Source organism: Bradyrhizobium sp. MI1.10, assembly GCF_055811035.1.
Genome location: NZ_JBVVPN010000028.1, coordinates 30,824 through 50,590, shown reverse-complemented (window position 1 = coordinate 50,590; position 19,767 = coordinate 30,824). Strand labels below are relative to the sequence as shown.

The window sequence follows — 19,767 nt, the reverse complement described above, 5'->3', positions numbered from 1 at the left end:
TGCATTTCGCGGCCTCGGCCCGGACGCAAGATGTCTGGCATCTCGCGCGCGCAATCTGGTAGCTTGCACCCGATTCCACCGGGAGAAATTTGATGCGCAAGATCCTGACCGTACTGGCGGCGCTGGCCTCGTTGAGCCTCACCAATTGCGGCTACAACGCGATCCAGAGCGAGGACGAGCAGATCAAGGCCAACTGGTCCGAGGTCGTGAACCAGTATCAGCGCCGCGCCGATCTCGTGCCCAATCTCGTCAACTCGGTGAAGGGTTTTGCGCAGCAGGAGAAGGACGTGCTGCTCGGCGTCACCAATGCCCGCGCCAAGGTCGGCAGCATCCAGGCGACGCCCGAGGTGCTGAACGATCCCGCCGCATTCCAGAAATTCCAGGCCGCCCAGGGCGAGCTCTCCGGCGCGCTGTCGCGGCTGCTCGTGGTCACCGAGAACTACCCGCAGCTCAAGTCGGATGCGCTGTTCAAGGATTTGATGTCGCAGCTCGAAGGCACCGAGAACCGCATCACCGTGGCGCGCAACCGCTACATCAAGGCGGTCCAGGACTATAACGTCACCATCCGGTCGTTCCCGAGCAACGTCACCGCGATGATGTTCGGCTACAAGGAGAAGCCGAACTTCACGGTCGGGAACGAGAAGGAAATCTCGACCGCGCCGAAGGTCGATTTCAATCCGGCGCCCGCGCCGTCGAAGTAAGTGCCTTCGACTCCGATGCATACCCCACCCACCACTGTCATTCCCCGCGAAGGCGGGGAATCCAGTACGCCGCGGCTTCACCGTATCCCGCTGGCGTCTCTGGAATACTGGATCGCCCGGTCAAGCCGGGCGATGACAGCCCATGTGTGGCGAGCGATAGTCGCTGTCGCATTCTCATTCCTCCTCACCTTTGCGCTTCCCGCCTCGGCCGATGTCGCGATACCCCAACTCACCGGCCGCGTGGTCGATCAGACCGGCACGCTCTCCAGCGGTGACATCGCCGCGTTGTCGCAAAAGCTGCAGGACTTCGAGACGCGCAAGGGCAGCCAGGTCGCAGTCCTGATCGTACCGACGACGGATCCGGAGACGATCGAGCAATTCGCGATCCGCGTTGCGGAGGCCTGGAAGATCGGGCGCAAGAAGGTCGATGACGGCGCCATCCTCGTCGTGGCCAAGAACGACCGGCATTTGCGCATCGAGGTCGGTTACGGCCTCGAGGGCGCGCTCACCGACGTCACGTCGCGGCGCATCATCGATGAAGCCATCACGCCGAAATTCAGGAGCGGTGATTTCGCCGGCGGCATCACGGCAGGCGTCGATCGCATGATCCGCGTCATCGACGGCGAGCCGCTGCCGACGCCCTCGCGCAGCGTGAATTTCGGCGATTGGAACGACGTCGAGCCGCTTTTTTACTTCCTGCTGTTCGGCCCGCTGGTGATCGGCGGCATCCTGCGCTCCATATTCGGGCGGCTGTTCGGTTCGGGAATAACGGGAGCGATCGTTGGTGTCCTCGCCTGGTTCGTGATCGGCTCCGCGGTCGTTGGACTGGGCGTCGGTGTGCTCGGCGCTGTCCTGACGTTTATCGCCGATCTGTTTGGGGCGGGATCGGGCACGGGGTCGTCGCGTCGCGGCTCGTGGTCGAGCGGCCCGTCATCCGGCGGCTGGAGCAGCGGGTCGTCGTCGAGTGGCGGCTTCAGTGGCGGTGGCGGCAGTTTTGGCGGCGGCGGCGCCTCGGGGAGCTGGTAGGTCATGAGCATCAAGCGCATCACCCGGCATCTGCTCCAGCATCATTGGCGTGCCAAGCAGGTGTTTCCTAAGGGCGCGCTCGACCGCATCGAGCAGGCGATCAAGCGCGGCGAAGCCAGCCATTCCGGTCAGGTCCGGTTCGTGGTCGAAGGCGCGCTCGACGGCGGTCCGCTGTTTCGCAACCAGCCGGCGCGCGAGCGCGCGCTCGACGTGTTCTCGCAACTGCGCATCTGGGACACCGCGCACAACAACGGCGTCCTGATCTATCTGCTGCTCGCCGACCGCGATGTCGAGATCATCGCCGACCGCGGTATCGATGCGAAGGTTGGCGCCGAGGGCTGGGAGAGCATCTGCCGCGCGATGGAAGCCGAGTTCGCCTCGGGGCAATTCGAACGCGGCGTGATCGACGGCATCGAGGCGGTGTCCCGCGAGCTGGCAAGGCATTTCCCGCCGCAGGGCCCGCATGCGAACGAGCTGCCGGATGCGCCGGTGGTGATGTAGTCCCGGCTGATAGCCCACACTCCGTCATTGCGAGCGCAGCGAAGCAATCCAGATTGTCTCCGCGGTGGGACTCTGGATTGCTTCGCTGTGCTCGCAATGACGATGTTGAAGCGCCGTGCTTCTTTCGCAAAGAGGCACACGCAGCCGCACGTCCCTTAATCGTCCAGCTTGTTCAGATCCCGCACCGACTGCATGATCGGCTCGAAGTTCGAGCGCGCATCCAGCGCTTCGAACAATTGTGCGGTGTCCTCCAGCAAGCCGTGCGACCGCGCAATGGCGATACGCACGTCTTCCTGTGGCGCGTCCGATAGCCGGCCGTGGCCTGAAAGCAGGATCCTCGCGTTCAATCCCTTCAGCCGCTCCAGCGACTCGATGTAGTCGGCGATGCTGCCGGAGCCGAACACGCCGCCCATCACGCCGCCGGGCATGAGCGTATCGGCGGCGAACAACAGCCCCTTGTCCTGATCGAACAGCGTGATGCAGGCCGAGGTGTGGCCGGGCGTGTGCATCACGTTGAGACGGAAATTGCCGAGGTCGATCAGATTGCCTTCCTCGAGCCAGATGTCGATATTAACAGGCACGTTCGGCTCGTTGAACATCTTTCGCAGCATCGAGAAGTCGTCGCGCAGCATGATCTTGTTGGCGGCGAGGCGATGGGCGGCGACGAAGGTGCGGCGCTCGTTGAAGTGCCAGGCTGCGCCGATGTGGTCGAGATGCTCGTGGCTGAGCACCACCATGTCGATCTTCTCCGGCGGGCAGCCGACGAAGTTCAGGCATTCGACCATCGCCGCATAGTTCGAGGATAGCCCGGTATCGATCAGGATGGTTCGCGCCGAGCCGCGCACGAGATAGACGTTGGCGGCGCGATTGGAGAAACGGATCTGGTAGACGTCGTCCGCCGCCTGGATCAGCGAGCAGGTGTCGTTCTTCATCAGGACCGGAAAGGCCGTCGGCTTGCCGTCGCTCATGATTGGGCCGCCCGGTAGCTGACCGCGTTGGCGGCGCGCAGGCGCTTCGACAGCGCGTCCATTACCATCAGCGCAAACGCCGGCTGCTGGCTGACGAGATAGACGAAGCGGGCGTGGTTGACCCTCATCACCTTGGTGTTCGGCGCCGCCGCGATCGCGGTCGCCGAACGTGCGGAGCCGTCGATCACGGCCATCTCGCCGAAGAATTCGCCCTTGCCGAGTTTGATGATGCTGGTCTTGCTGGCGCCGCTGAATTTGGCGATCTCGACCTCCCCGTCGAGGACAACGTACAGCTCGCGGCCGGTCGAGCCCTCCTCGAAGATGATGTCATCGACGCCAAACTCGTTGATGCACTTCTCGATCGTCATGACACCCCCCAAGGGCCTTCTGCAGCCGTTCTGGCTGACAGGCAGTCATGTTAGCGGGGTAACAGGGGCGGGCAACAGCCTGTTCGGCGAGAGCGTGGCCTACCGCAGGGCAGCATCGGCTGACAATTTGTTGCACAGCGCCACACCGGTTCCACTTTCCCGGCCCAATTCGGCCCCGGATGAATTCCTAAAATTTTGGTAAGCGGGTCCGCAGGTAAGGAATTCGCAAGCAATGAAAGTTACCAAAAGGTCAACCGAGACTGGAGTATTTGAGCCGTGAGCGAACCAATGCCCGAGCAGGCCGCCCAGGATACTGACGTCGTCGAAGCCGCAGCGGCCGTGCCGCAGGCTATCGAGGCTGCTGGGATCGAGGCCCCCTCGATTGCCCCCGACCACGAGACGCCGCCCAAACCCGACCTGGCCAAGGTCGAGCCCCCAAAAATCGAGGCATCGAGGATCGAGACGCCGAAGTTCGAAGCCAAAGCCGAGACCAAGCCTGAAACCAAGTCCGAGCCAAAGCCCGGCAAGCTCATCGTCATGGCACCCGCGGAGCGGTCCTGGGACCGCGAGGAGTTCGCGCCGCATGTGAAGGCGGACGAGCCGCGCGAGACCGGCGGCAAGCGCCGCCTGTCGGCGATGGCCGCGGTGGTGGCGATTGCGGCCAGTGTCGGCGCCATCAGCGGCGCGCTCGCGACCGCAGGGATGATGCACTTCGCAAGCCCCGCGCCGGCACAGGTTGCCGACACCAGCGCGCTGGAATCCTCGGTCGCCCGGATCGATGCCGATGTCGTCGCGCTCAAGGCCAACGTCGAGCACACGTCCAAGACCGGCCTCGGCCAGTTCAACCGCACCAACGACCGCCTCGACAAGCTCGAGAAGGCGCAGGCCGAGCCGATGGCCAAAATCGCGAAGCTGTCCGAGACCGTCGACAAGCTCCGTGCCACCCCGCCCGCGGCGCCCGTCCAGGCCGCAGCCGCCGTGCCGGCCCGTGAGACCACCGGCTCGATCGCACCGGCGCAGGTTGCGACCGCGGCAGCTGCGCCAGTTCCCGCCGCACCCAAGACCGAAATCGGCCGGCTGCCGACGGTCGAAGGCTGGGTGCTGCGCGACGTCTCCAACGGCGGCGCACTGGTCGAGGGTCGCAATGGCCTCTACGAGGTCTATGCCGGCGACCCCATCCCCGGCGTTGGCCGTGTCGATGCGATCCGCCGTCAGGACGGCCGCTGGGTGGTCGTCACCAGCAAAGGGCTGATCGTCGCGCGCTGAGCGGCTCATCATCCGACTTTCGAAGAGGCGCTTCACCACGATGTGAAGCGCCTTTTTGCTTGAATAGCCGTCCCTGCGCGGTGTTACCTGAGGCATGAGCCGCGCCTTGCGAATTCTCGTTGCCGCCGCCGTATTTTTCGGCGGCATCGTATCGTTGTTGGCCGCGGAGAACGCGCAGCTGGCACGCGGCACGGCGATCACCGATCCCGATCTCCTGCGCGAGCTCGACCAGCACGACGCACTCACGATCTCGCGCCTGTTGTGGCCGGAGCGGAACGCGAACTTTCCGCTGACGACCGATCTGATGTTTTCGTGGTTGTCGCAGCTCAAGGAGATTCCTCCCGCGATCGAAGCGGAGATCGACCGCTACGTCGCGCGGCAGAAGGCGGCATATCCGACCGAGACCATCGGCGTCGGCGAGGGCTTTGACGTGCAATTGTTCGATCGGTCCAATCTGAAATCCCGCGACACCCGTTTCGTGCTGGCCGGCATCGTCAACCGCATGGACCGGGCCTATGTCTCGGAGGACTCCTGCGGCGAGATCAGGCTGATCTATCGTCTCGCGCGTTTCGAGACAAAACCGGATGGCGGCAGGACAGCCACGCGGCTGCCGATGACGCTCAATCTGGTGATGAAGGCGCGCGACGCGCGCCAGATGGACGGGAACGGCAAGCCGATCACCTGCGCCGAGGTCGCGCGACGCTGGCTCGGCAATGGCGACTGGCAGGGGCTGATCGGCAGCGACTTCTTCCCTTACGATGCGATGCTCGATCGCATCGAGACCAATGTTCAGATATCGGTTGCGGCGAAATCGGCGCTGCACGATTTCCGCTCCGACTATCTGCTCAAGGTGTTCAAGTACGACGCCGTCTCGAAGATGTTCGAGGAATCGACGCTGGAGAACCAGATCGACCGTGACCGCATCCTCACGGACGACGCGCTCCGGCGCGACTTCAGGGATTGGCTGCTCGCGCCCGATCATCTTCGCGACTTCGATCGCGGCACGGTGCTGATCCCGGAAAAGTTCCTGGCCAAGGCTGCGGTGGTGCCGACGCCCGCCGGCCTCGATGCGTCTCCGTTGCAGCCGGAGTTCGGGATGATGCAGGGGGAGGGCAACGGAGAGGGGCAAGGCGAGCCGGTCTTCTCCGACAGCGACGTGGTCGGTGCGTTGAAGCAAGCGGCCGCGCGCGGCGACATGCAGAACGTCCGCTCGGTCGCGGGCTTCCAGCGCCGCCTCAACGACGTCACCTGTGCCGGCTGCCACCAGACCCGCGGCATCGGCGGCTTTCACTTCCCGGGCGTCGATTGGCTTGCGGACAAGCCCTCCAATGCCACCATCGTGCCGGCCTCGCCGCATTTTCTTGGCGACCAGATCCGCCGCCGCGACATCCTGACCGCGATGGCCGCGGGCAAACGTCCTGATTTCTCACGCGGATTTGCCAGCCGGCCGCAGACCCGCGGCAGCACTGAGCTGGCGGGGACCGAATATCAGGACGGCTGGGGCGCGCATTGTTCCCTGGAAAATGCAGGATCGGGATCGGCCGACAAGAGTTTTACGTCATGGAGCTGTGCTAAAGGGCTGACCTGTCAGGCTGCCGCGGCCTCGCGCCGCATCGGCATGTGCTTCATCAAGACGCGTTAAGCCCACAAGCGATTTGGATGAGCCCATGACGAATACGAGCGAAGCCAACAAGGAGCGCAATCGCGAGATCGCGCAGAATGAAGAGGCCAAGCAGGTTACCGGCAGCATCCGCGTCAGCACCTGGGCGGTCGCGGTCGTCGTCATCATCGGCGGAATCCTGTTCACGCTCGGCTGGCTCGCGCTGAAGTAGTCGGCGCCCTCACTTCGCGTAGTTCGTCATGCGCTTGCCGGGCAGCAGCTCGTAGGCCGGCTTCCACCCGGGCAGTGCGGCCATGCGGCCAAGCCAGGCCTGGATGGCGGGATAGCTTTCCGCGAAATCGAAGCCGTGCTCGTCGCTCGGATAGTGCAGATAGGCCATCATCGAGATATCGGCGACGGTCGGCCTGATGCCGATCGCAAATTGATTGTGCTGCAGATGGCCGTCGAGAATGCCGAGAAAATCCTCGAGCCGCCGGCGGAAATGTTTCAGCACTTGCGGATCGTTGCTTTGCGTGAAGGCGCGCATGAAGCGGTAGGTCGCCATGTAGCCGGTGAGCTTCTGGTTGTCCCAGAACAGCCAGCGCAGCAGCTCGAACTTTTCCCCCTCGGTCTCGGCACCGAAACGCCCGTACTGCTCGGCAAGCTTGAGCAGGAGAGGCGCGGTCTGCGTCATCTTCACACCGTCGATCTCGAGCACAGGAATTTCGCCCATCTCGTTCACGCTCTTGCGCCATTCCGGCGTGCGCGTGACGCCGCCGCCAAAGTCGGTCCAGACCGGCTCGAACCCCTCGCCGCAAAGCGTCAGCATCAGCGCCAGCTTGTAGCTGTTGCCGGATTCGGGGAAGTAGTGCAGGCGGTAGCTGGGCATGGGACCTCGCGATTGCTTTGCCAATTGTTATACCGCGATCTCCCGACGTCGTCATTGCGAGCGTAGCGAAGCAATCCAGCAATGCATCCGCGGCGGGATTCTGGATTGCTTTGCTGCGCTCGCAATGACGGGGTTATGGCAGCGTATCGCCTTACCCCACCGCCCCCTGCGACCGCAGCCGCTTGATCGCCGCCTCGTCGTATCCCGCGCCACGCAAAATCTCGTCACTGTGCTCGCCGACGCCGGGCGGCTTGCGCGGCTGCACTTTCTTGGCGCCGTCGATCCAGATCGGGCTTGAGATGGTGAGCATGGTGTCGTTCTCGAACGGCACCAGCACCTCGTTGTCGAGCATCTGCTTGTCGTTCGGGATGTCGTCCAAAATGCCGACGATGCCGAACACCAGTCCGTTGCCGTCGAGGATCTTGCGCCATTCGGCGAGATCCCTGGTTGCAAAGGTCTCGTCGAAGATCTTGATCAGCTCGACGGAGCGGGCGTGGCGGTCGGGTTTGGTAGCGAAACGCGGATCGGTGATGAGGTCTTCGCGGCCAAGACACCTGGCCAGCGTCGGAAACTGCTTCTCCTCGCTCAGCAGCGACAGGATCAGCCAGCGGCCGTCCTTGCACTGGTAGTGGTTGGCGACCGCGTTCAACGCGCGTTCGCGCGGCCGCCGCTCGGCAAACTTGGCGCCGCAGAGCTTTGCCTGCGCCAGCACGCTCGCAGCCCACACGCCGTTCGCCATCAAATTGGAGGCGACATGCGAGCCCTTGCCGGTCTTCTCGCGCTGGTACAGCGCGGTGACGATGGCGCCGTAGAATGCCATCGCGCAAGGATGGTCGCCCATGCCGGCGACCGAGCGGGCCGGCGTCGTGTCGGTGTCGGCGCGGACGAGGTCCATCAGGCCGGAGCGCGCCCAATAGGCGTTGCTGTCGAAGCCGGGCTTGTTGGCCTCTTCGCCTTTTTCGCCATAGCCGGTGAAGGAGGCGTAGATCAGCCGGTCGTTGAGATGGGCGAGGTGGTCGTAGGTGATGCCGAGTTTGGTGCGCACCGGCGGCGGCATGTTGGTGATGAAGACATCGGCCTCTTCCACCAGCTTGTAGAGCACGGCCTGCGCTTCCGGCTTGGCGAGGTCGAGCGCGATGCTCTTCTTGTTGCGGGCCTCCAGCAGCCAGGCGAAATTGTGCTCACTGGTCGGATATCCCGGAATGTTGGGCAGGTTGCGGTAGGGATCGCCTGCGCCGGGCGGTTCGATCTTGACCACATCGGCGCCGAAATCCGACAGCACGGTCGCGGCGGCTGGTGCTGCGATGAAACTCGCGCAATCCAGCACCTTGAGCCCTGCAAAAATGCCATTTTCCATCGCCGCGTTGCTCCCTCGCTCGTGTTGTTTCCCGCGCGCTGGAATTGGCGAGGGCCACGTCAGGGGCAGCATTAGACCGATGTTTCGGCGGGATGCAACGCTCCTCGCCGCGGCTCACTCATCCCCTGCGAGCAGGGCAGCGTTGCCGCCGGCTGCTGCGGTGTTGATCGTCACGGTCTGCTCGGTCGCAAAGCGCGCGAGGTAGTGCGGGCCGCCGGCTTTCGGGCCGGTTCCGGACAGGCCGTTGCCGCCGAACGGCTGCACGCCGACGACAGCGCCGATCATGTTGCGATTGACGTAGATGTTGCCGATCTGGACGCGGTCGACGATCGCCTCGATGGTGTCGTCGATGCGGGAATGGATGCCGAGCGTCAGACCGTAGCCGGTGCGCTCGATGGCTTGCAGGACGCGTTCGAGATGTTCCGCACGATAGCGCGCAACGTGGAGGATCGGGCCGAACACCTCCGAGGTCAGCTGGCCGGCATCGCCAAGCTCGAAAATATGCGGCGCCACGAAGCAGCCCTCCGGCGCGGTGCCGGCAAAGTGCAGCCGTGCCTCTCTCTTCATCCGTGCGATATGTGCATCGAGGCGCTGCTTGGCCTCGCAATCGATCACCGGACCGATATGGGTCGCGACGTCGCTCGCGTCACCGATCTTCAACTCGCGCGCCGCGCCCGCGATCATCTCGATCATGCGGTCGGCGACGTCCTCCTGCACGAACAGCAGCCGCAGCGCCGAGCAGCGCTGGCCGGCGGAACGAAACGCCGAGGTGACGACATCGTCTGCGACCTGCTCGGGCAACGCAGTCGCATCCGCGATCATGGTGTTGATGCCGCCGGTCTCCGCGATCAGCGGCACGATCGGCCCGTCCTTGGCCGCCAGCGCCCGATTGATGCTGCGCGCGACCTCGGTCGAGCCGGTGAAGACGATTCCGGCGATACCGGGGTGCGCCGTCAGCGCGGCGCCGACGCGGCCGTCGCCGGCGACGAGATGCAGCGCGCTTGCGGGGATGCCGGCCTCGTGCAGCAGCCGCACCGCCTCGACCGCAATGCGCGGGGTCTGCTCTGCGGGCTTGGCCACCACGCTGTTGCCGGCCATCAGCGTCGCCGTGACCTGGCCGAGGAAGATCGCCAACGGAAAATTCCATGGCGAGATCGCCACGAAGACGCCACGGCCGCGCATGGCCAGCGCGTTGCTCTCGCCGGTCGGCCCCGGCATCGCCACATCGTTGCCGAACAGCTTGCGGCCCTGCGCGGCGTAATAGCGGCAGAAATCGGCGGCCTCGCGCAGCTCCGACAGCGCATCGTCGAGCGTCTTGCCGCCCTCGCGTTGCAGCAGCGCGATGAAATGGGGCGCGCGGTTCTCCAGAAGATGCGCGGCCTGCTCCAGCGCCGCCGCGCGCGTGGCTGCGGGTGTCCGGCTCCAGGCGGCAAAGCCGGCGCGCGCTGCAGCCACTGCCGCATTGGCGTGATCCGGCGTTGCGTTCGCGATCGGCTTGAGGTCGATCGTCTCGGCTTTGACATCCGTCAGCAACCGGTCGAGCGCGGCGCGCGCGCCGAATTCGACGCCGCGCGAATTCCGCCGCTCCGGCGCGAACAGATCGCGTGGCAGCGGAATTTTCGGATGGGCCGCCTGCTGCGGCCGGACGATGGCATCCGCCGGACGTTGCAACAGCGCCGTAACAGGCACGCGGTAGTCAGCCGCCTGCGCCACGAAGGAGGAGTTGGCACCGTTCTCCAACAGTCGCCGCACCAGATAAGCGAGCAGGTCGCGATGGCTGCCGACCGGGGCGTAGGTGCGGTAGGCGATCTCGGGGCGGTCCTTGGCGAGCTGCTCGTAGAGTGCCTCGCCCATGCCATGCAGGCGTTGGAATTCGAAGCCGCCGTTGGCGCCGGCAAGCTCCAGCACCGTCGCGACGCTCAGCGCGTTGTGGGTGGCGAATTGCGGGAAGATGCGTGGCCGCAGACTCAAGAGCTTTTGAGCGCAGGCAACGTAGTTCAGATCCGTCATCGCCTTGCGGGTGAACACGGGATAGCCGGCGAGCCCGCGCTCCTGTGCGCGCTTGATCTCGGTGTCCCAATAGGCGCCCTTGACCAGCCGCACCATCAGCTTGCGGTCATGCGCGCAGGCGAGCGCATCGACATAGTCGATCACGTCGCCGGCGCGCTTCTGATAGGCCTGGATCGCGAGGCCAAATCCGTCCCAACCGGCAAGCGAGGGATCGGCGAGCGTTGCCGCGATCACGTCGAGGGACAACTCCAGACGATCGGCTTCCTCGGCATCGACGGTGAAATTGAGGTGATGGGCCTTGGCTCGCTGTGCGAGGTCCAGCAGTTGCGGCACCAGCTCGGCCATCACGCGGTCGCGGCTGATCGCCTCGAAGCGCGGATGCAGCGCCGAGAGCTTGACGGAGATGCCGGGCCGATCGGGCAGGGGATGGCGACCCGCCGCCTTGCCGATGGTCAGAATCGCGCTCGCATAGGCCTCGAAATAGCGCTTGGCGTCAGTGGCCGTGCGGGCGCCTTCGCCGAGCATGTCGAAGGAATAGCGCGCCCTCTCGCCGGAGCGCGGCCGGGCCCGCTCCAGGGCCTGCTCGATCGTCTCCCCCAGCACGAAATGATTGCCCATCAGCCGCATCGCCTGGCGCGTGGCGGTGCGCACGGCCGGTGCGCCCAGCCGCTTCACCAGTCGGCCGATGGTGCCGTCGGGCGTCTCGCCGGGCTGGATCACCCGCGCCGAGAGGCCCAAGGCCCAGGCCGAGGCATTGACCAGGAAGGCCGTGGACTTGGTCTCGTGGTGGATGAAGTCGCCCTCGCCGAGCTTGTCCTCGATGAACTGGTCGGCAGTGCGCGCGTCCGGCACGCGCAGCAGCGCCTCGGCCAGCACCATCAAAGCAAGCCCCTCCTTGGTCGAGAGCGCGAACTCCCGCAGCATGTCCTCGACTCCACCGAGCCGGTCGTCGCGCTTGCGGATGGCTTCGATCAGCCGTGTCGCGGTGCGATCGATCCTCGCCTCCTGCGGCGGGCCGAGATGCGCAGACGGCAAAAGGCGCGCGGCGATATCGGCATCATCGGGCGCGTAGGCGGCGGAGAAGAGAGGCGGAATGTTCGGCATGGCGTGTCCTGTGGCTTCAATCCAGGATAATGCCCGCAATACCTTAGCTCGATAGACAATTTAGCTGATTTGGCTTAGGAAATTAAGCCTCATAGCCATTTGGCCTCATAAAGTATGGAATTAGATCGAACCGACCGGAAAATCCTCTCGATTTTGCAGCAGGACGGGCGAATCGCCAATGTCGAGCTCGCGGAACGCATCGGGCTATCGCCCACCTCGATCGGCGAACGGCTGAAGCGTTTGCAGCGAGAGGGCTTTATCGAGGGCTATGGCGCGCGGCTCAACCCGCACCGGCTCGGCCTCGGGCTCCTGGTGTTCGTCGAAGTGCTGCTCGATAAGACCACGCCCGACAATTTCGAGCGTTTTGCCCGCGCGGTGAAGCTCGCGCCCGAGGTGCTGGAGTGTCACATGGTTGCCGGCGGCTTCGACTATCTTGTGAAGGCGCGGCTGGCAGACATGACCGCGTATCGGCGCTTCCTCGGCGAGACCTTGCTGTCGATGCCCGGCGTGCGCGAAACGCGAACCTATGCGGTGATGGAAGAGATCAAGCGCGACGCACCGTTGCCGGTGGACTAACGAAGTGCCGTCGCGATTGTCATTGCTGTGGCGTCGAACGGGCGGTCTTCGCGGGACAAATAGTTCTCCGTGTGCAATCGCAACGCCTGTCGTCGAATGCACTGACCGTCTTCTGAAATTTCTTGGCCCGGCTCCCGGATCGATCCGGGAGTTAGCAAAGGCCGGCGGGCTTATACTTTGAGGTTCTCTGCGGAGCTTTTGCCTCGGTTTGCGATCTCTTCATATTCCACCGTCTGTCCTTCGTTCAGGGACGACAGACCGGCTTTCTGCACTGCCGAGATATGCACGAACACATCCTTGCCGCCCGACGCAGGCTGGATAAATCCATAACCCTTCGTCGGGTTGAACCACTTGACCGTACCTTTAGCCATCACGACTTCTCCGCGGGTCTTCCTCCGAGATCTCGAACCGCCAGTCCCCGCCAACCGGCCGGTTCGGTCCTAATACGATACGCGGAATGTGGCTGGCTTGGTAGCTCAAACCACATCGGCATTTCGCCGAATTCCGCTCAACTTCGCAGCGTTTTTGCCGGATTTGCCCGTTTCGCGGTCACTTGGTCCGCGCGCCGCGCGCCATCCGTCAATAAGTCGCGGCCAGATAATCGACGATCTTGCCGACATCGGCATCGTCGATCGGGGCGCCATAGACCTTGATCATCTTGGTCACCTCGGCCTGCCAGAAAGCTTTCTTGTCCTTCATCGGCGGCTGCGTGTTGATGTAGTCGGCGGAGTGGCAGGCGCTGCAATTGCCCTGCACGACTTCGAGATTGGGGCCGGGCTTGAACGCCGCGACCTCATCGGGGGTCTTGTAATTGACCGGTGCCGCAAGTGCCGAACCCACCACGGCGGCGAGGGCGAGCGTGATGGCGAGGAAAACGGTGCGCTGCATGATCATTCCCCTCAAGCCACGGTGACGCGGACGGTTTCGACGACGTTGCGCAAGTAACCCGCCGGATTCCAGCGCGGCGTATCCGGCTGGGTTTCGCCGCCATTGCCGGTGGCGCGCACCTTGAGCTCGTGAGAGCCCGCCGCGAGCTTCACCGGCAGCGTCCATTCACGGAACGAGTATTTGCCAAGGTCCTTGCCGAGCTTGGCGTTGGTCCAGGTCTTGCCACCGTCGGTGGAGACCGCGACCTCCTTGATACCCTTGCCGCCGTCGAAGGCGATGCCGCGCAGCGTCGTGCCGCCTGCTTTCAGCTTGGCGCCGTCGGGGACGCTGGTGATGAAGGAACGGATCGTGAAGCGGTTGATCGGGATCGTCGCCTTCGGCGCGGTGCCCGGCTCGACCGCATTGTTCGGGGTGTCCGGAATGCGATAGGCCGACTTCATCCAGAAGCCGTCATAGACATTGTCGACGACGGTGATCTCGTTGACGTGCTTGACCCAGTAGGTGCCGAAATAGCCGGGCACGATCAGGCGCAGCGGAAAGCCGTTGAGGAACGGCAGGTCCTCGCCGTTCATGCCATAGGCCAGCATCACCTCGCCGTCGTTGGCGTGATCGATATCGAGCGCCTTGACGAAATCGGGCGTCTTGTCGCTGACCGGACCGTCCATGCCGTTGAAGGTGACCTGCTTGGCGCCGCTCTGCACGCCCGCCATCGCCAGCACGGCCTTCAGCGGCACGCCGCGCCATCGCGCATTGCCCATCGCCCCGTTGGCGAGCTGGCCGCCGGCGACGCGCGGATCCAGGAAGCCGCGGCTGTTGCCGGAGCACTGGTTGACGGCGACGATCTCGGTCGCCTTCATCTTCCGGATGTCCTTCAGCGACAGCTTGAGCGGCTTGTCGACCTTGCCCTTGACCTCGAGCGTGAACTTGTCGGGGTCGAGATTGTAGGGCAGGTCGGAAAGGTGATAGCGCACGAAGAATGCGTTATTCGGCGTGATCGGGCCGTCGTTGAAGACCGCGAACGGCGTCTCGAGCTGCGGCGGGCGGCTGGTCAGGCCGATCATCGGCCGCTTCTGCGGATATTTCACCAAGGGCCGTTCGCCATTGGCGAAGGGCAGGGTGACAGTGTCGAGTGCCAGCGCCTTGGCCGGGTTCAGTGCAGTCGCAACAGCGGCAAGGCCCGCTCCTTTGAGCAGGTCGCGTCGATCGAACATGTGGTCTCCTCCCGGAGCTTTTCGTTGATCGCGGTCATCACCGCAATCTCGCGCTCATGTGTCGCAACGACTCAGTTGAAGTCAATTCGTGCTTTCGCAGCAGGCCCATGCCGTTGCGTTGCAGCAAGCCGGTGTTACGCCGCGATGTTTTTCGTTGGATAACTCGATCTCGACGCAGGCTCGGTGCACCTCGCCCGCTTGCGGGAGAGGTCGCGCCGAAGGCGCGGGTGAGGGTTCTCTCCTCTGGGGGATTCTCGATTGCGGAGACACCCTCTCCCCAACCCTCTCCCGCAAGCGGGAGAGGGAGAGCACCGCCTTCGTGGCTGCCTCACGCCGCGACGCGTTCGCCGTGGTCAACGAGCGCCGACAGCTCCCTGGCGTCCGCGACGACGCGCACGGCCATGGGTTCGTCGCGGCCGCGGATCGCGACCTCCTGCTGCGGCAGCGCATCGTCGGCAAGGCCGGCGGTGCGGCGGACTTCCTCTGAGACGATCGCTTCGCAGGCCAGCGTCTTGGTCATGTCCTGGAGGCGGGCTGCGACGTTGACGGCATCGCCCAGCGCTGTGAAGACGATGTGATCGCGATAGCCGATGTCGCCGATGATGACTTCGCCGCCGTGGATGCCGATGCCGAAGCGGATCGGCTGGCGCAGATCATGGCTCAGGAGCTCGTTGAGCTCGTCGATTTGCCTGGCGATGCCGGCGGCGGCCTTCAGCGCCTGCCGGCAAGCCTCTTGCGGATCGGCGCTCAGTCCGAACAGTGCCAGCATGCCGTCGCCCACGAATTGGTTCGGCTGGCCGCCATTCTCGATCACGGCCTGCGAGACGGCGCCGAGAAAGCGGTTGACGATGAACACGGTGTCGAACGGCAGCCGCTTCTCGGCCAGCTGCGTCGAGCCGCGCATGTCCACGAACAGACTGACGAGATAGCGCTCCTGGCCGATTCTGGCGGGCGTCGAGGCCTGTGTGTTCGCCGACAGGGTATGCGCGGTGAAGAGCTGGAAGAAGGAGAGATCCGACGTCGGCCGCAGCTGGCAGGCGAGTCTGATCGAGGGGTCACTGGTGCCGACACGGGTGAGCACGAACGCCTCGCGCTGCGACGGCTCGGGCAGGGCGCCATGATCGCCGATGATGCGGATGCGGCAGGTCGAGCAGCGGGCGCGGCCGCCGCAGACGCTGGCATGCGGCACATTGTGGCGCAGGCTCGCTTCCAGCACGGAGAGGCCTTTTGGCACCCGCACTGTCTTGCCGTTGCCGTAGGACAGCGCGATCATGCCGCCGCGCCGTTCGCGCAGGGCGCGCACGCCGCGCGCCAGCAGCGCCAAAGCGAGCAGTCCGAGATAACCGGCGGTGAGGCCACCGGTGATGCGGTCGAGCGTCGCTGCCTCGGCCGTCGTGCCGACCTGGCTGCGCGTGAGATTGTGCGTCTGCCATTCCCCGTCGTCGGCCTCGACCTCGACGCTGCGGCCACCTTGGTAGACACCCAGCAGCGACAGCGTCGGGATCAGCACAGCAGCCGCGAGCAGATAGGGGGCCGCGCGCGTGAAGAACGGTTTGAGGCGAAGCCAGAAATAGATGCCGATGCAGCCGTGCACCCAGGCGATGAGAAGCAGGACCGTCATGGTCCAGATACGGTTCGACGCGACGAAGAACAGATAGAGTTCCTGCGGATAGAGTTTTTGGTGTCCGTAAAGCGTCTGGCCGAGCCGCACCCCGATCACATGCGCCATGACCAGCGCGGGGATGCTCAAGCCCAGCACGAGCTGCAGCGGCTCGACCGTCCGCCAGCGGAACTGCCGGCGCTGATACAACGCGTAGATGCCGAGCCCCATATGCGTGAGCGCCGCCGTGTAGAACGTGATCGCAACCGGCAGGAACTGCCAGAACAGCGTGTGGTAGTAGACCCCGATCTCCATGGCATCGACCGAGATGTTGCCGAGCGCATGGTTGAGGAAATGGCTGATGACATAGGCGAACAGGATCACGCCGCAAACCAGCCGCACCTGGCGCAAGCTGACGGCGCGGGAAAGCTCGGAAAATCGTGAGGATGCGGTTGCGGCCATGATTCTGTTGTATCAGTTCATGAAGGAGAACAGCCAGCGCCGCGTTTAATTCCGGGGGTGGACAGCTTGCGGGATCACATCCGCGGTAGGGTGACGAAATCGTAGGGTGGGCAAAGGCGCCTTGGCGCCGTGCCCACCAATCGGCACTTATGGTGGGCACGTTGCGCTTTGCCCACCCTACGGTTTCCGCGTCGGGGCTGGGATCGCGACAGCGCAACAGGCCGATCCACCCCCAACATTGACTCCCCCTCCCAGGTTGGCGAAAAGCGCCGCCGTGACGACAGCTCCTGACATCACGAAGCCCCCCGCCGGCGCGGCGCGCCGGCCGCTCGTCATGGCCGCGGCGATCATCGCGGCGATGACGCTGCTGCGCATCGTCTACGCCTCGGCCATCGAGCTGCGCACGGACGAGGCCTATTACTGGACCTGGTCGCACGAGACGGCGCTCAGCTTCCTGGATCATCCCCCCGGCATCGCCTGGCTGATCCGGTTCGGCACCGCGATCTTCGGCGACACCACGCTCGGTGTGCGCTTCGGCGGCATCGTCGCCATGCTGGTGACGCAGCTCCTGCTCGCCGATATCGTCCGCCGCCTCACCCAGGACATGCGCGCCGTCGTGCTCGCGGTGCTGATGCTGGAGGCTGCGCTCTATTACGGCCTGCTGATGGCCAAGGTCGCGCCCGACGTCGCCATGATCCCGTTTGCGGTGGCGATGATGTGGTCCCTGGTGCGGCTTGCGCAGGGCGGCGATGGCCGCTGGTGGCTCGCGGCCGGCCTGTTCGCCGGCCTGGCGATGCTGTCGAAATTTACCGTGATCATGTTCGCGCCGGCCGTTGCCGCCTTTCTGCTGGTGCCGGATTGGCGCTGGCGCTGGCTGCGCAGCCCCTATCCGTATCTCGCGGTCCTGATCGCAGTCGCCGTATTCTCGCCCGTCCTGATCTGGAACGTGCAGCACGACTGGGCCGCGATCCGCTTCCAGGGCGTGCGCGCCACCACCAGCTACGGCATCTCGCTCCGCACCTTCGGCGACTACATCGGCCTGCAATTCGGATTGGTCGGCTTCGTCATGCTGCCGGTGGTGCTGACGGGGGTGGTGATGACGGCGTGGCGCGGCTATCGCACGCGCGAGCCGGTCGCGATTTTGCTGTCGACCGCGGTCCTGGTGCCGTTTCTCTATTTCCTCTCGAAATCCCTGACCCTCCGCGTCGGTGACACCTGGCCGATGTTCATGTGGCCGGTCGGTTTCGCCGCTGCCGCTATTAATCTCACCATGCTGTCGCGCGAAGGAAGATCGGCGCGGATGATCAGGTCGGCGCTGTTCTGGGTCAACACGGCGGTGGTCTCCGGCATCGCCTTTGTCGTCATCGTGTTCCTCTATTACGTCGCCGCGCCCTGGAATTTGCTCGGCAAGATCGATCCCGTCGGTGCCGAATCGGGCTACGAGCAGGTCGCCGCGCGCGCCCAGGCCGCATTGGACGAGACCGGCGCGACTTGGATCGCCACCACGGACTACCGCACCTACGCCATGATGCGCTGGCTGTTCAGGGGCCGCGTGCCCGTGATCGAGATCAACGAACGCGGCCGCTTCCAGGATTTTCGCGATCCCGGCCTGGACCGGATCAGAGACCACGCCGGCATCTATGTCGGGCGCGAGCCGGACAACCGCTCGCCGCTGTGGGATTCGATTCCAGCCAAGCGCGAGCAACTCGGTCAAGTCGAACGCCGCTGGCGCGGTCTCGTGATGGACAATTACGTGGTGGAGAAACTTTCAGGCTGGACTCCGGAGCTTTCACCACCAAAGGACTCGCCGCTCTTCCAGTGGCGCGTGCTGGCGGGAGAATTCGAGCGGCGTACGCTCGCCTAGCGAAGCGGCCTTCTTCCTTCTCCCCTTGCGGGAGAAGGTGGCGCGTGTCCAGACCGGATAGATAGGTAACACAGTAGACCAGATGGATGGGTGACAGTTCTCTGTCGGCTGGGAGGATCAGCCGATGCCTTGGAGAGAGAGCTGCGCAATGGACCAACGGGTTAACTTCATTTCGGAACAGCGAACCGGCTTGTGGACGATGACGGAGCTTTGCGAGCGTTACGAGATTAGTCGCAAGACCGGTTACAAATGGTTGGAGCGCTACCGGCTGGAAGGACCTGGAGGGCTTGGGGATCGCTCCCATGCCGCGCGGGTGCATGGGCGCGCGACGCCACGGCACATCGTGGATGCGATTGTGGGGCTGCGGCTTGAGCGGCCGAGCTGGGGGCCGCGCAAGATCGTGAGCAAGCTTGAGGCTCGTCAAGGGGATGTGGATTGGCCATCGGCCTCGACGGCCGGGGAGATTCTCAAACGGGCGGGACTGGTCGGCGACCGCAGGGTTCGGCGACGTGCGCCGCCGCGCATGAGGCAACTGACCGTTCCTCAGCATGCCAACCATGTCTGGGCGCTCGATCACAAGGGCTGGATCCGGTTGGGCGACGGCTCTCGCGTCGAACCGTTCACGGCGACCGATGGCTTCAGCCGCTATTTGATCAGCCTGGCGGCGACGGGCAGTACGCAATATGCCGAGTGCCAAGCGCCGCTGGAACGGGCGTTTCGCGAGTACGGCTTGCCGGAGATCATCCGCTCCGACAACGGCTCGCCGTTCGCCTCGACCGGGATCACCGGTCTGACCGCGCTGTCGATATGGTGGATCAAGCTTGGCATTCGCCATGAACGGATTGACCCCGGCCATCCGCAACAGAACGGCCGGCACGAGCGTTTCCACCTCACGCTTCTGGAAGCCATGCAGCCACCGCCGCCAAACCAGATCGCGCAGGCCCGTCGCTTTGCGGCATTCGTGCGCGACTACAACGAAGAACGGCCCCATGAGTCGCTTGGCCAGCTCCCACCCGCCAGCGTCTATCAGCCCTCGCCTCGTGCGATGCCAAGGCGGCTTCCAGAGCCCGACTACCCGGCCGAAGCCGCGGTGCGCCAGGTTCGCTCCAATGGCGAGATCAAATGGCGAGGCGAGCTCATCCACATTTGCAGCGCTCTCGTTGGCGAAGCCGTTGCCGTCGAGGAGACCGAGGACGGATCCTGGCAAGTGCGCTTCTTCGACGTGCCGATCGGCATCATCGACCAGAAAACACGCAAGCTGCGGGGCGGGGGGCGCGCCGCCCCCCCCCCCCCCCCCAAACACCACCCAAAAAACCGGCCGCTGGTTTAGGGGGGGAGGGGGGGGGGGGCCCGGCGGGGCCACAAACGCGGCCGGA

The 19,767-nt window shown here is 64.5% G+C and carries 18 protein-coding genes; 9 read left to right on the top strand and 9 right to left on the bottom strand.

The genetic code is table 11. The annotated features are described in order from the left end of the window. Positions 1-92: 92 nt before the first annotated feature. From AC0L3K_RS26690 to AC0L3K_RS26680, 3 genes are all read left to right on the top strand, one after another. Positions 93-701 (top strand): LemA family protein, encoded by a 609-nt coding sequence (locus AC0L3K_RS26690; RefSeq protein WP_007596535.1) that lies wholly within the window; start codon positions 93-95, stop codon positions 699-701. A 132-nt stretch (positions 702-833) separates the two neighbouring features. Further along, a complete protein-coding gene (locus tag AC0L3K_RS26685; RefSeq protein ID WP_473367178.1) occupies positions 834-1,727 on the top strand; it encodes a TPM domain-containing protein in 894 nt (297 codons plus the stop codon). 3 nt (positions 1,728-1,730) lie between these two features. After that, on the top strand, positions 1,731-2,228 hold the full coding sequence (locus AC0L3K_RS26680) for a TPM domain-containing protein (protein ID WP_473367177.1): 498 nt from the start codon (positions 1,731-1,733) through the stop codon (positions 2,226-2,228). A 155-nt stretch (positions 2,229-2,383) separates the two neighbouring features. Here AC0L3K_RS26680 and AC0L3K_RS26675 read toward each other — a convergent pair whose 3' ends face one another. Continuing rightward, the gene (locus AC0L3K_RS26675; RefSeq protein WP_007596531.1) at positions 2,384-3,196 is read right to left on the bottom strand and encodes an MBL fold metallo-hydrolase; all 813 of its coding nucleotides are present in this window, start codon (positions 3,194-3,196) and stop codon (positions 2,384-2,386) included. Continuing rightward, positions 3,193-3,564 (bottom strand): Crp/Fnr family transcriptional regulator, encoded by a 372-nt coding sequence (locus AC0L3K_RS26670; RefSeq protein ID WP_027520234.1) that lies wholly within the window; start codon positions 3,562-3,564, stop codon positions 3,193-3,195. The genes AC0L3K_RS26675 and AC0L3K_RS26670 overlap by 4 nt, the downstream gene beginning before the upstream one ends. A 288-nt stretch (positions 3,565-3,852) precedes the next feature. Between AC0L3K_RS26670 and AC0L3K_RS26665 the strand changes: the two genes are divergently transcribed. From AC0L3K_RS26665 to AC0L3K_RS26655, 3 genes are all read left to right on the top strand, one after another. Next, on the top strand, positions 3,853-4,830 hold the full coding sequence (locus AC0L3K_RS26665; RefSeq protein WP_473367202.1) for a hypothetical protein: 978 nt from the start codon (positions 3,853-3,855) through the stop codon (positions 4,828-4,830). A gap of 94 nt (positions 4,831-4,924) precedes the next feature. Further along, a complete protein-coding gene (locus AC0L3K_RS26660; protein ID WP_473367176.1) occupies positions 4,925-6,472 on the top strand; it encodes a hypothetical protein in 1,548 nt (515 codons plus the stop codon). 25 nt (positions 6,473-6,497) lie between these two features. Continuing rightward, entirely contained in the window at positions 6,498-6,662 is a 165-nt protein-coding gene (locus AC0L3K_RS26655) for a hypothetical protein (protein WP_219683035.1), read from the top strand. Positions 6,663-6,671: 9 nt separating this feature from the next. Here the strand turns inward: AC0L3K_RS26655 and AC0L3K_RS26650 are convergent, their stop codons facing one another. The 3 genes from AC0L3K_RS26650 to putA form a co-directional block, all read right to left on the bottom strand. Continuing rightward, complete coding sequence (locus AC0L3K_RS26650) at positions 6,672-7,319, bottom strand: glutathione S-transferase family protein (protein WP_473367175.1); 648 nt, start codon at positions 7,317-7,319, stop codon at positions 6,672-6,674. Between the two features lie 151 nt (positions 7,320-7,470). Continuing rightward, complete coding sequence (locus AC0L3K_RS26645; protein ID WP_473367174.1) at positions 7,471-8,676, bottom strand: CaiB/BaiF CoA transferase family protein; 1,206 nt, start codon at positions 8,674-8,676, stop codon at positions 7,471-7,473. A gap of 114 nt (positions 8,677-8,790) precedes the next feature. Further along, on the bottom strand, positions 8,791-11,790 hold the full coding sequence (putA, locus tag AC0L3K_RS26640; protein ID WP_473367173.1) for a bifunctional proline dehydrogenase/L-glutamate gamma-semialdehyde dehydrogenase PutA: 3,000 nt from the start codon (positions 11,788-11,790) through the stop codon (positions 8,791-8,793). Between the two features lie 114 nt (positions 11,791-11,904). On the opposite strand from putA, the gene AC0L3K_RS26635 reads away from it, so the two are divergent. After that, positions 11,905-12,366, top strand: a complete 462-nt coding sequence (locus AC0L3K_RS26635; protein ID WP_007596520.1) for an Lrp/AsnC ligand binding domain-containing protein — start codon at positions 11,905-11,907, stop codon at positions 12,364-12,366. 170 nt (positions 12,367-12,536) lie between these two features. On the opposite strand, the gene AC0L3K_RS26630 is transcribed toward AC0L3K_RS26635, so the two are convergent. The 4 genes from AC0L3K_RS26630 to AC0L3K_RS26615 form a co-directional block, all read right to left on the bottom strand. Next, entirely contained in the window at positions 12,537-12,737 is a 201-nt protein-coding gene (locus AC0L3K_RS26630) for a cold-shock protein (RefSeq protein WP_007596519.1), read from the bottom strand. A gap of 208 nt (positions 12,738-12,945) precedes the next feature. Then, the gene (gene sorB, locus AC0L3K_RS26625; protein ID WP_007596518.1) at positions 12,946-13,254 is read right to left on the bottom strand and encodes a SorB family sulfite dehydrogenase c-type cytochrome subunit; all 309 of its coding nucleotides are present in this window, start codon (positions 13,252-13,254) and stop codon (positions 12,946-12,948) included. An 11-nt stretch (positions 13,255-13,265) separates the two neighbouring features. Then, entirely contained in the window at positions 13,266-14,465 is a 1,200-nt protein-coding gene (gene sorA / locus AC0L3K_RS26620; RefSeq protein ID WP_219683040.1) for a SorA family sulfite dehydrogenase catalytic subunit, read from the bottom strand. A 328-nt stretch (positions 14,466-14,793) separates the two neighbouring features. After that, positions 14,794-16,527 carry an adenylate/guanylate cyclase domain-containing protein gene (locus AC0L3K_RS26615; RefSeq protein ID WP_473367172.1) on the bottom strand — a complete coding sequence of 578 codons (1,734 nt, stop codon included), beginning with the start codon at positions 16,525-16,527 and terminating at the stop codon, positions 14,794-14,796. A 334-nt stretch (positions 16,528-16,861) separates the two neighbouring features. Between AC0L3K_RS26615 and AC0L3K_RS26610 the strand changes: the two genes are divergently transcribed. Beyond that, positions 16,862-18,391, top strand: coding sequence for a glycosyltransferase family 39 protein (locus AC0L3K_RS26610; protein ID WP_473367201.1), 1,530 nt, complete (start codon positions 16,862-16,864; stop codon positions 18,389-18,391). A gap of 148 nt (positions 18,392-18,539) precedes the next feature. Then, positions 18,540-19,721, top strand: coding sequence for an integrase core domain-containing protein (locus AC0L3K_RS26605; protein ID WP_473367171.1), 1,182 nt, complete (start codon positions 18,540-18,542; stop codon positions 19,719-19,721). Positions 19,722-19,767 lie beyond the last annotated feature (46 nt).

Bases quoted from the DNA above. Each gene is read 5' to 3' on its own strand.
- AC0L3K_RS26690 (WP_007596535.1), top strand. From the start codon at position 93: ATGCGCAAGATCCTGACCGTACTGGCGGCGCTGGCCTCGTTGAGCCTC.
- AC0L3K_RS26685 (WP_473367178.1), top strand. From the start codon at position 834: ATGACAGCCCATGTGTGGCGAGCGATAGTCGCTGTCGCATTCTCATTC.
- AC0L3K_RS26680 (WP_473367177.1), top strand. From the start codon at position 1,731: ATGAGCATCAAGCGCATCACCCGGCATCTGCTCCAGCATCATTGGCGT.
- AC0L3K_RS26675 (WP_007596531.1), bottom strand. From the start codon at position 3,196: ATGAGCGACGGCAAGCCGACGGCCTTTCCGGTCCTGATGAAGAACGAC.
- AC0L3K_RS26670 (WP_027520234.1), bottom strand. From the start codon at position 3,564: ATGACGATCGAGAAGTGCATCAACGAGTTTGGCGTCGATGACATCATC.
- AC0L3K_RS26665 (WP_473367202.1), top strand. From the start codon at position 3,853: ATGCCCGAGCAGGCCGCCCAGGATACTGACGTCGTCGAAGCCGCAGCG.
- AC0L3K_RS26660 (WP_473367176.1), top strand. From the start codon at position 4,925: ATGAGCCGCGCCTTGCGAATTCTCGTTGCCGCCGCCGTATTTTTCGGC.
- AC0L3K_RS26655 (WP_219683035.1), top strand. From the start codon at position 6,498: ATGACGAATACGAGCGAAGCCAACAAGGAGCGCAATCGCGAGATCGCG.
- AC0L3K_RS26650 (WP_473367175.1), bottom strand. From the start codon at position 7,319: ATGCCCAGCTACCGCCTGCACTACTTCCCCGAATCCGGCAACAGCTAC.
- AC0L3K_RS26645 (WP_473367174.1), bottom strand. From the start codon at position 8,676: ATGGAAAATGGCATTTTTGCAGGGCTCAAGGTGCTGGATTGCGCGAGT.
- putA (WP_473367173.1), bottom strand. From the start codon at position 11,790: ATGCCGAACATTCCGCCTCTCTTCTCCGCCGCCTACGCGCCCGATGAT.
- AC0L3K_RS26635 (WP_007596520.1), top strand. From the start codon at position 11,905: ATGGAATTAGATCGAACCGACCGGAAAATCCTCTCGATTTTGCAGCAG.
- AC0L3K_RS26630 (WP_007596519.1), bottom strand. From the start codon at position 12,737: ATGGCTAAAGGTACGGTCAAGTGGTTCAACCCGACGAAGGGTTATGGA.
- sorB (WP_007596518.1), bottom strand. From the start codon at position 13,254: ATGCAGCGCACCGTTTTCCTCGCCATCACGCTCGCCCTCGCCGCCGTG.
- sorA (WP_219683040.1), bottom strand. From the start codon at position 14,465: ATGTTCGATCGACGCGACCTGCTCAAAGGAGCGGGCCTTGCCGCTGTT.
- AC0L3K_RS26615 (WP_473367172.1), bottom strand. From the start codon at position 16,527: ATGGCCGCAACCGCATCCTCACGATTTTCCGAGCTTTCCCGCGCCGTC.
- AC0L3K_RS26610 (WP_473367201.1), top strand. From the start codon at position 16,862: ATGGCCGCGGCGATCATCGCGGCGATGACGCTGCTGCGCATCGTCTAC.
- AC0L3K_RS26605 (WP_473367171.1), top strand. From the start codon at position 18,540: ATGGACCAACGGGTTAACTTCATTTCGGAACAGCGAACCGGCTTGTGG.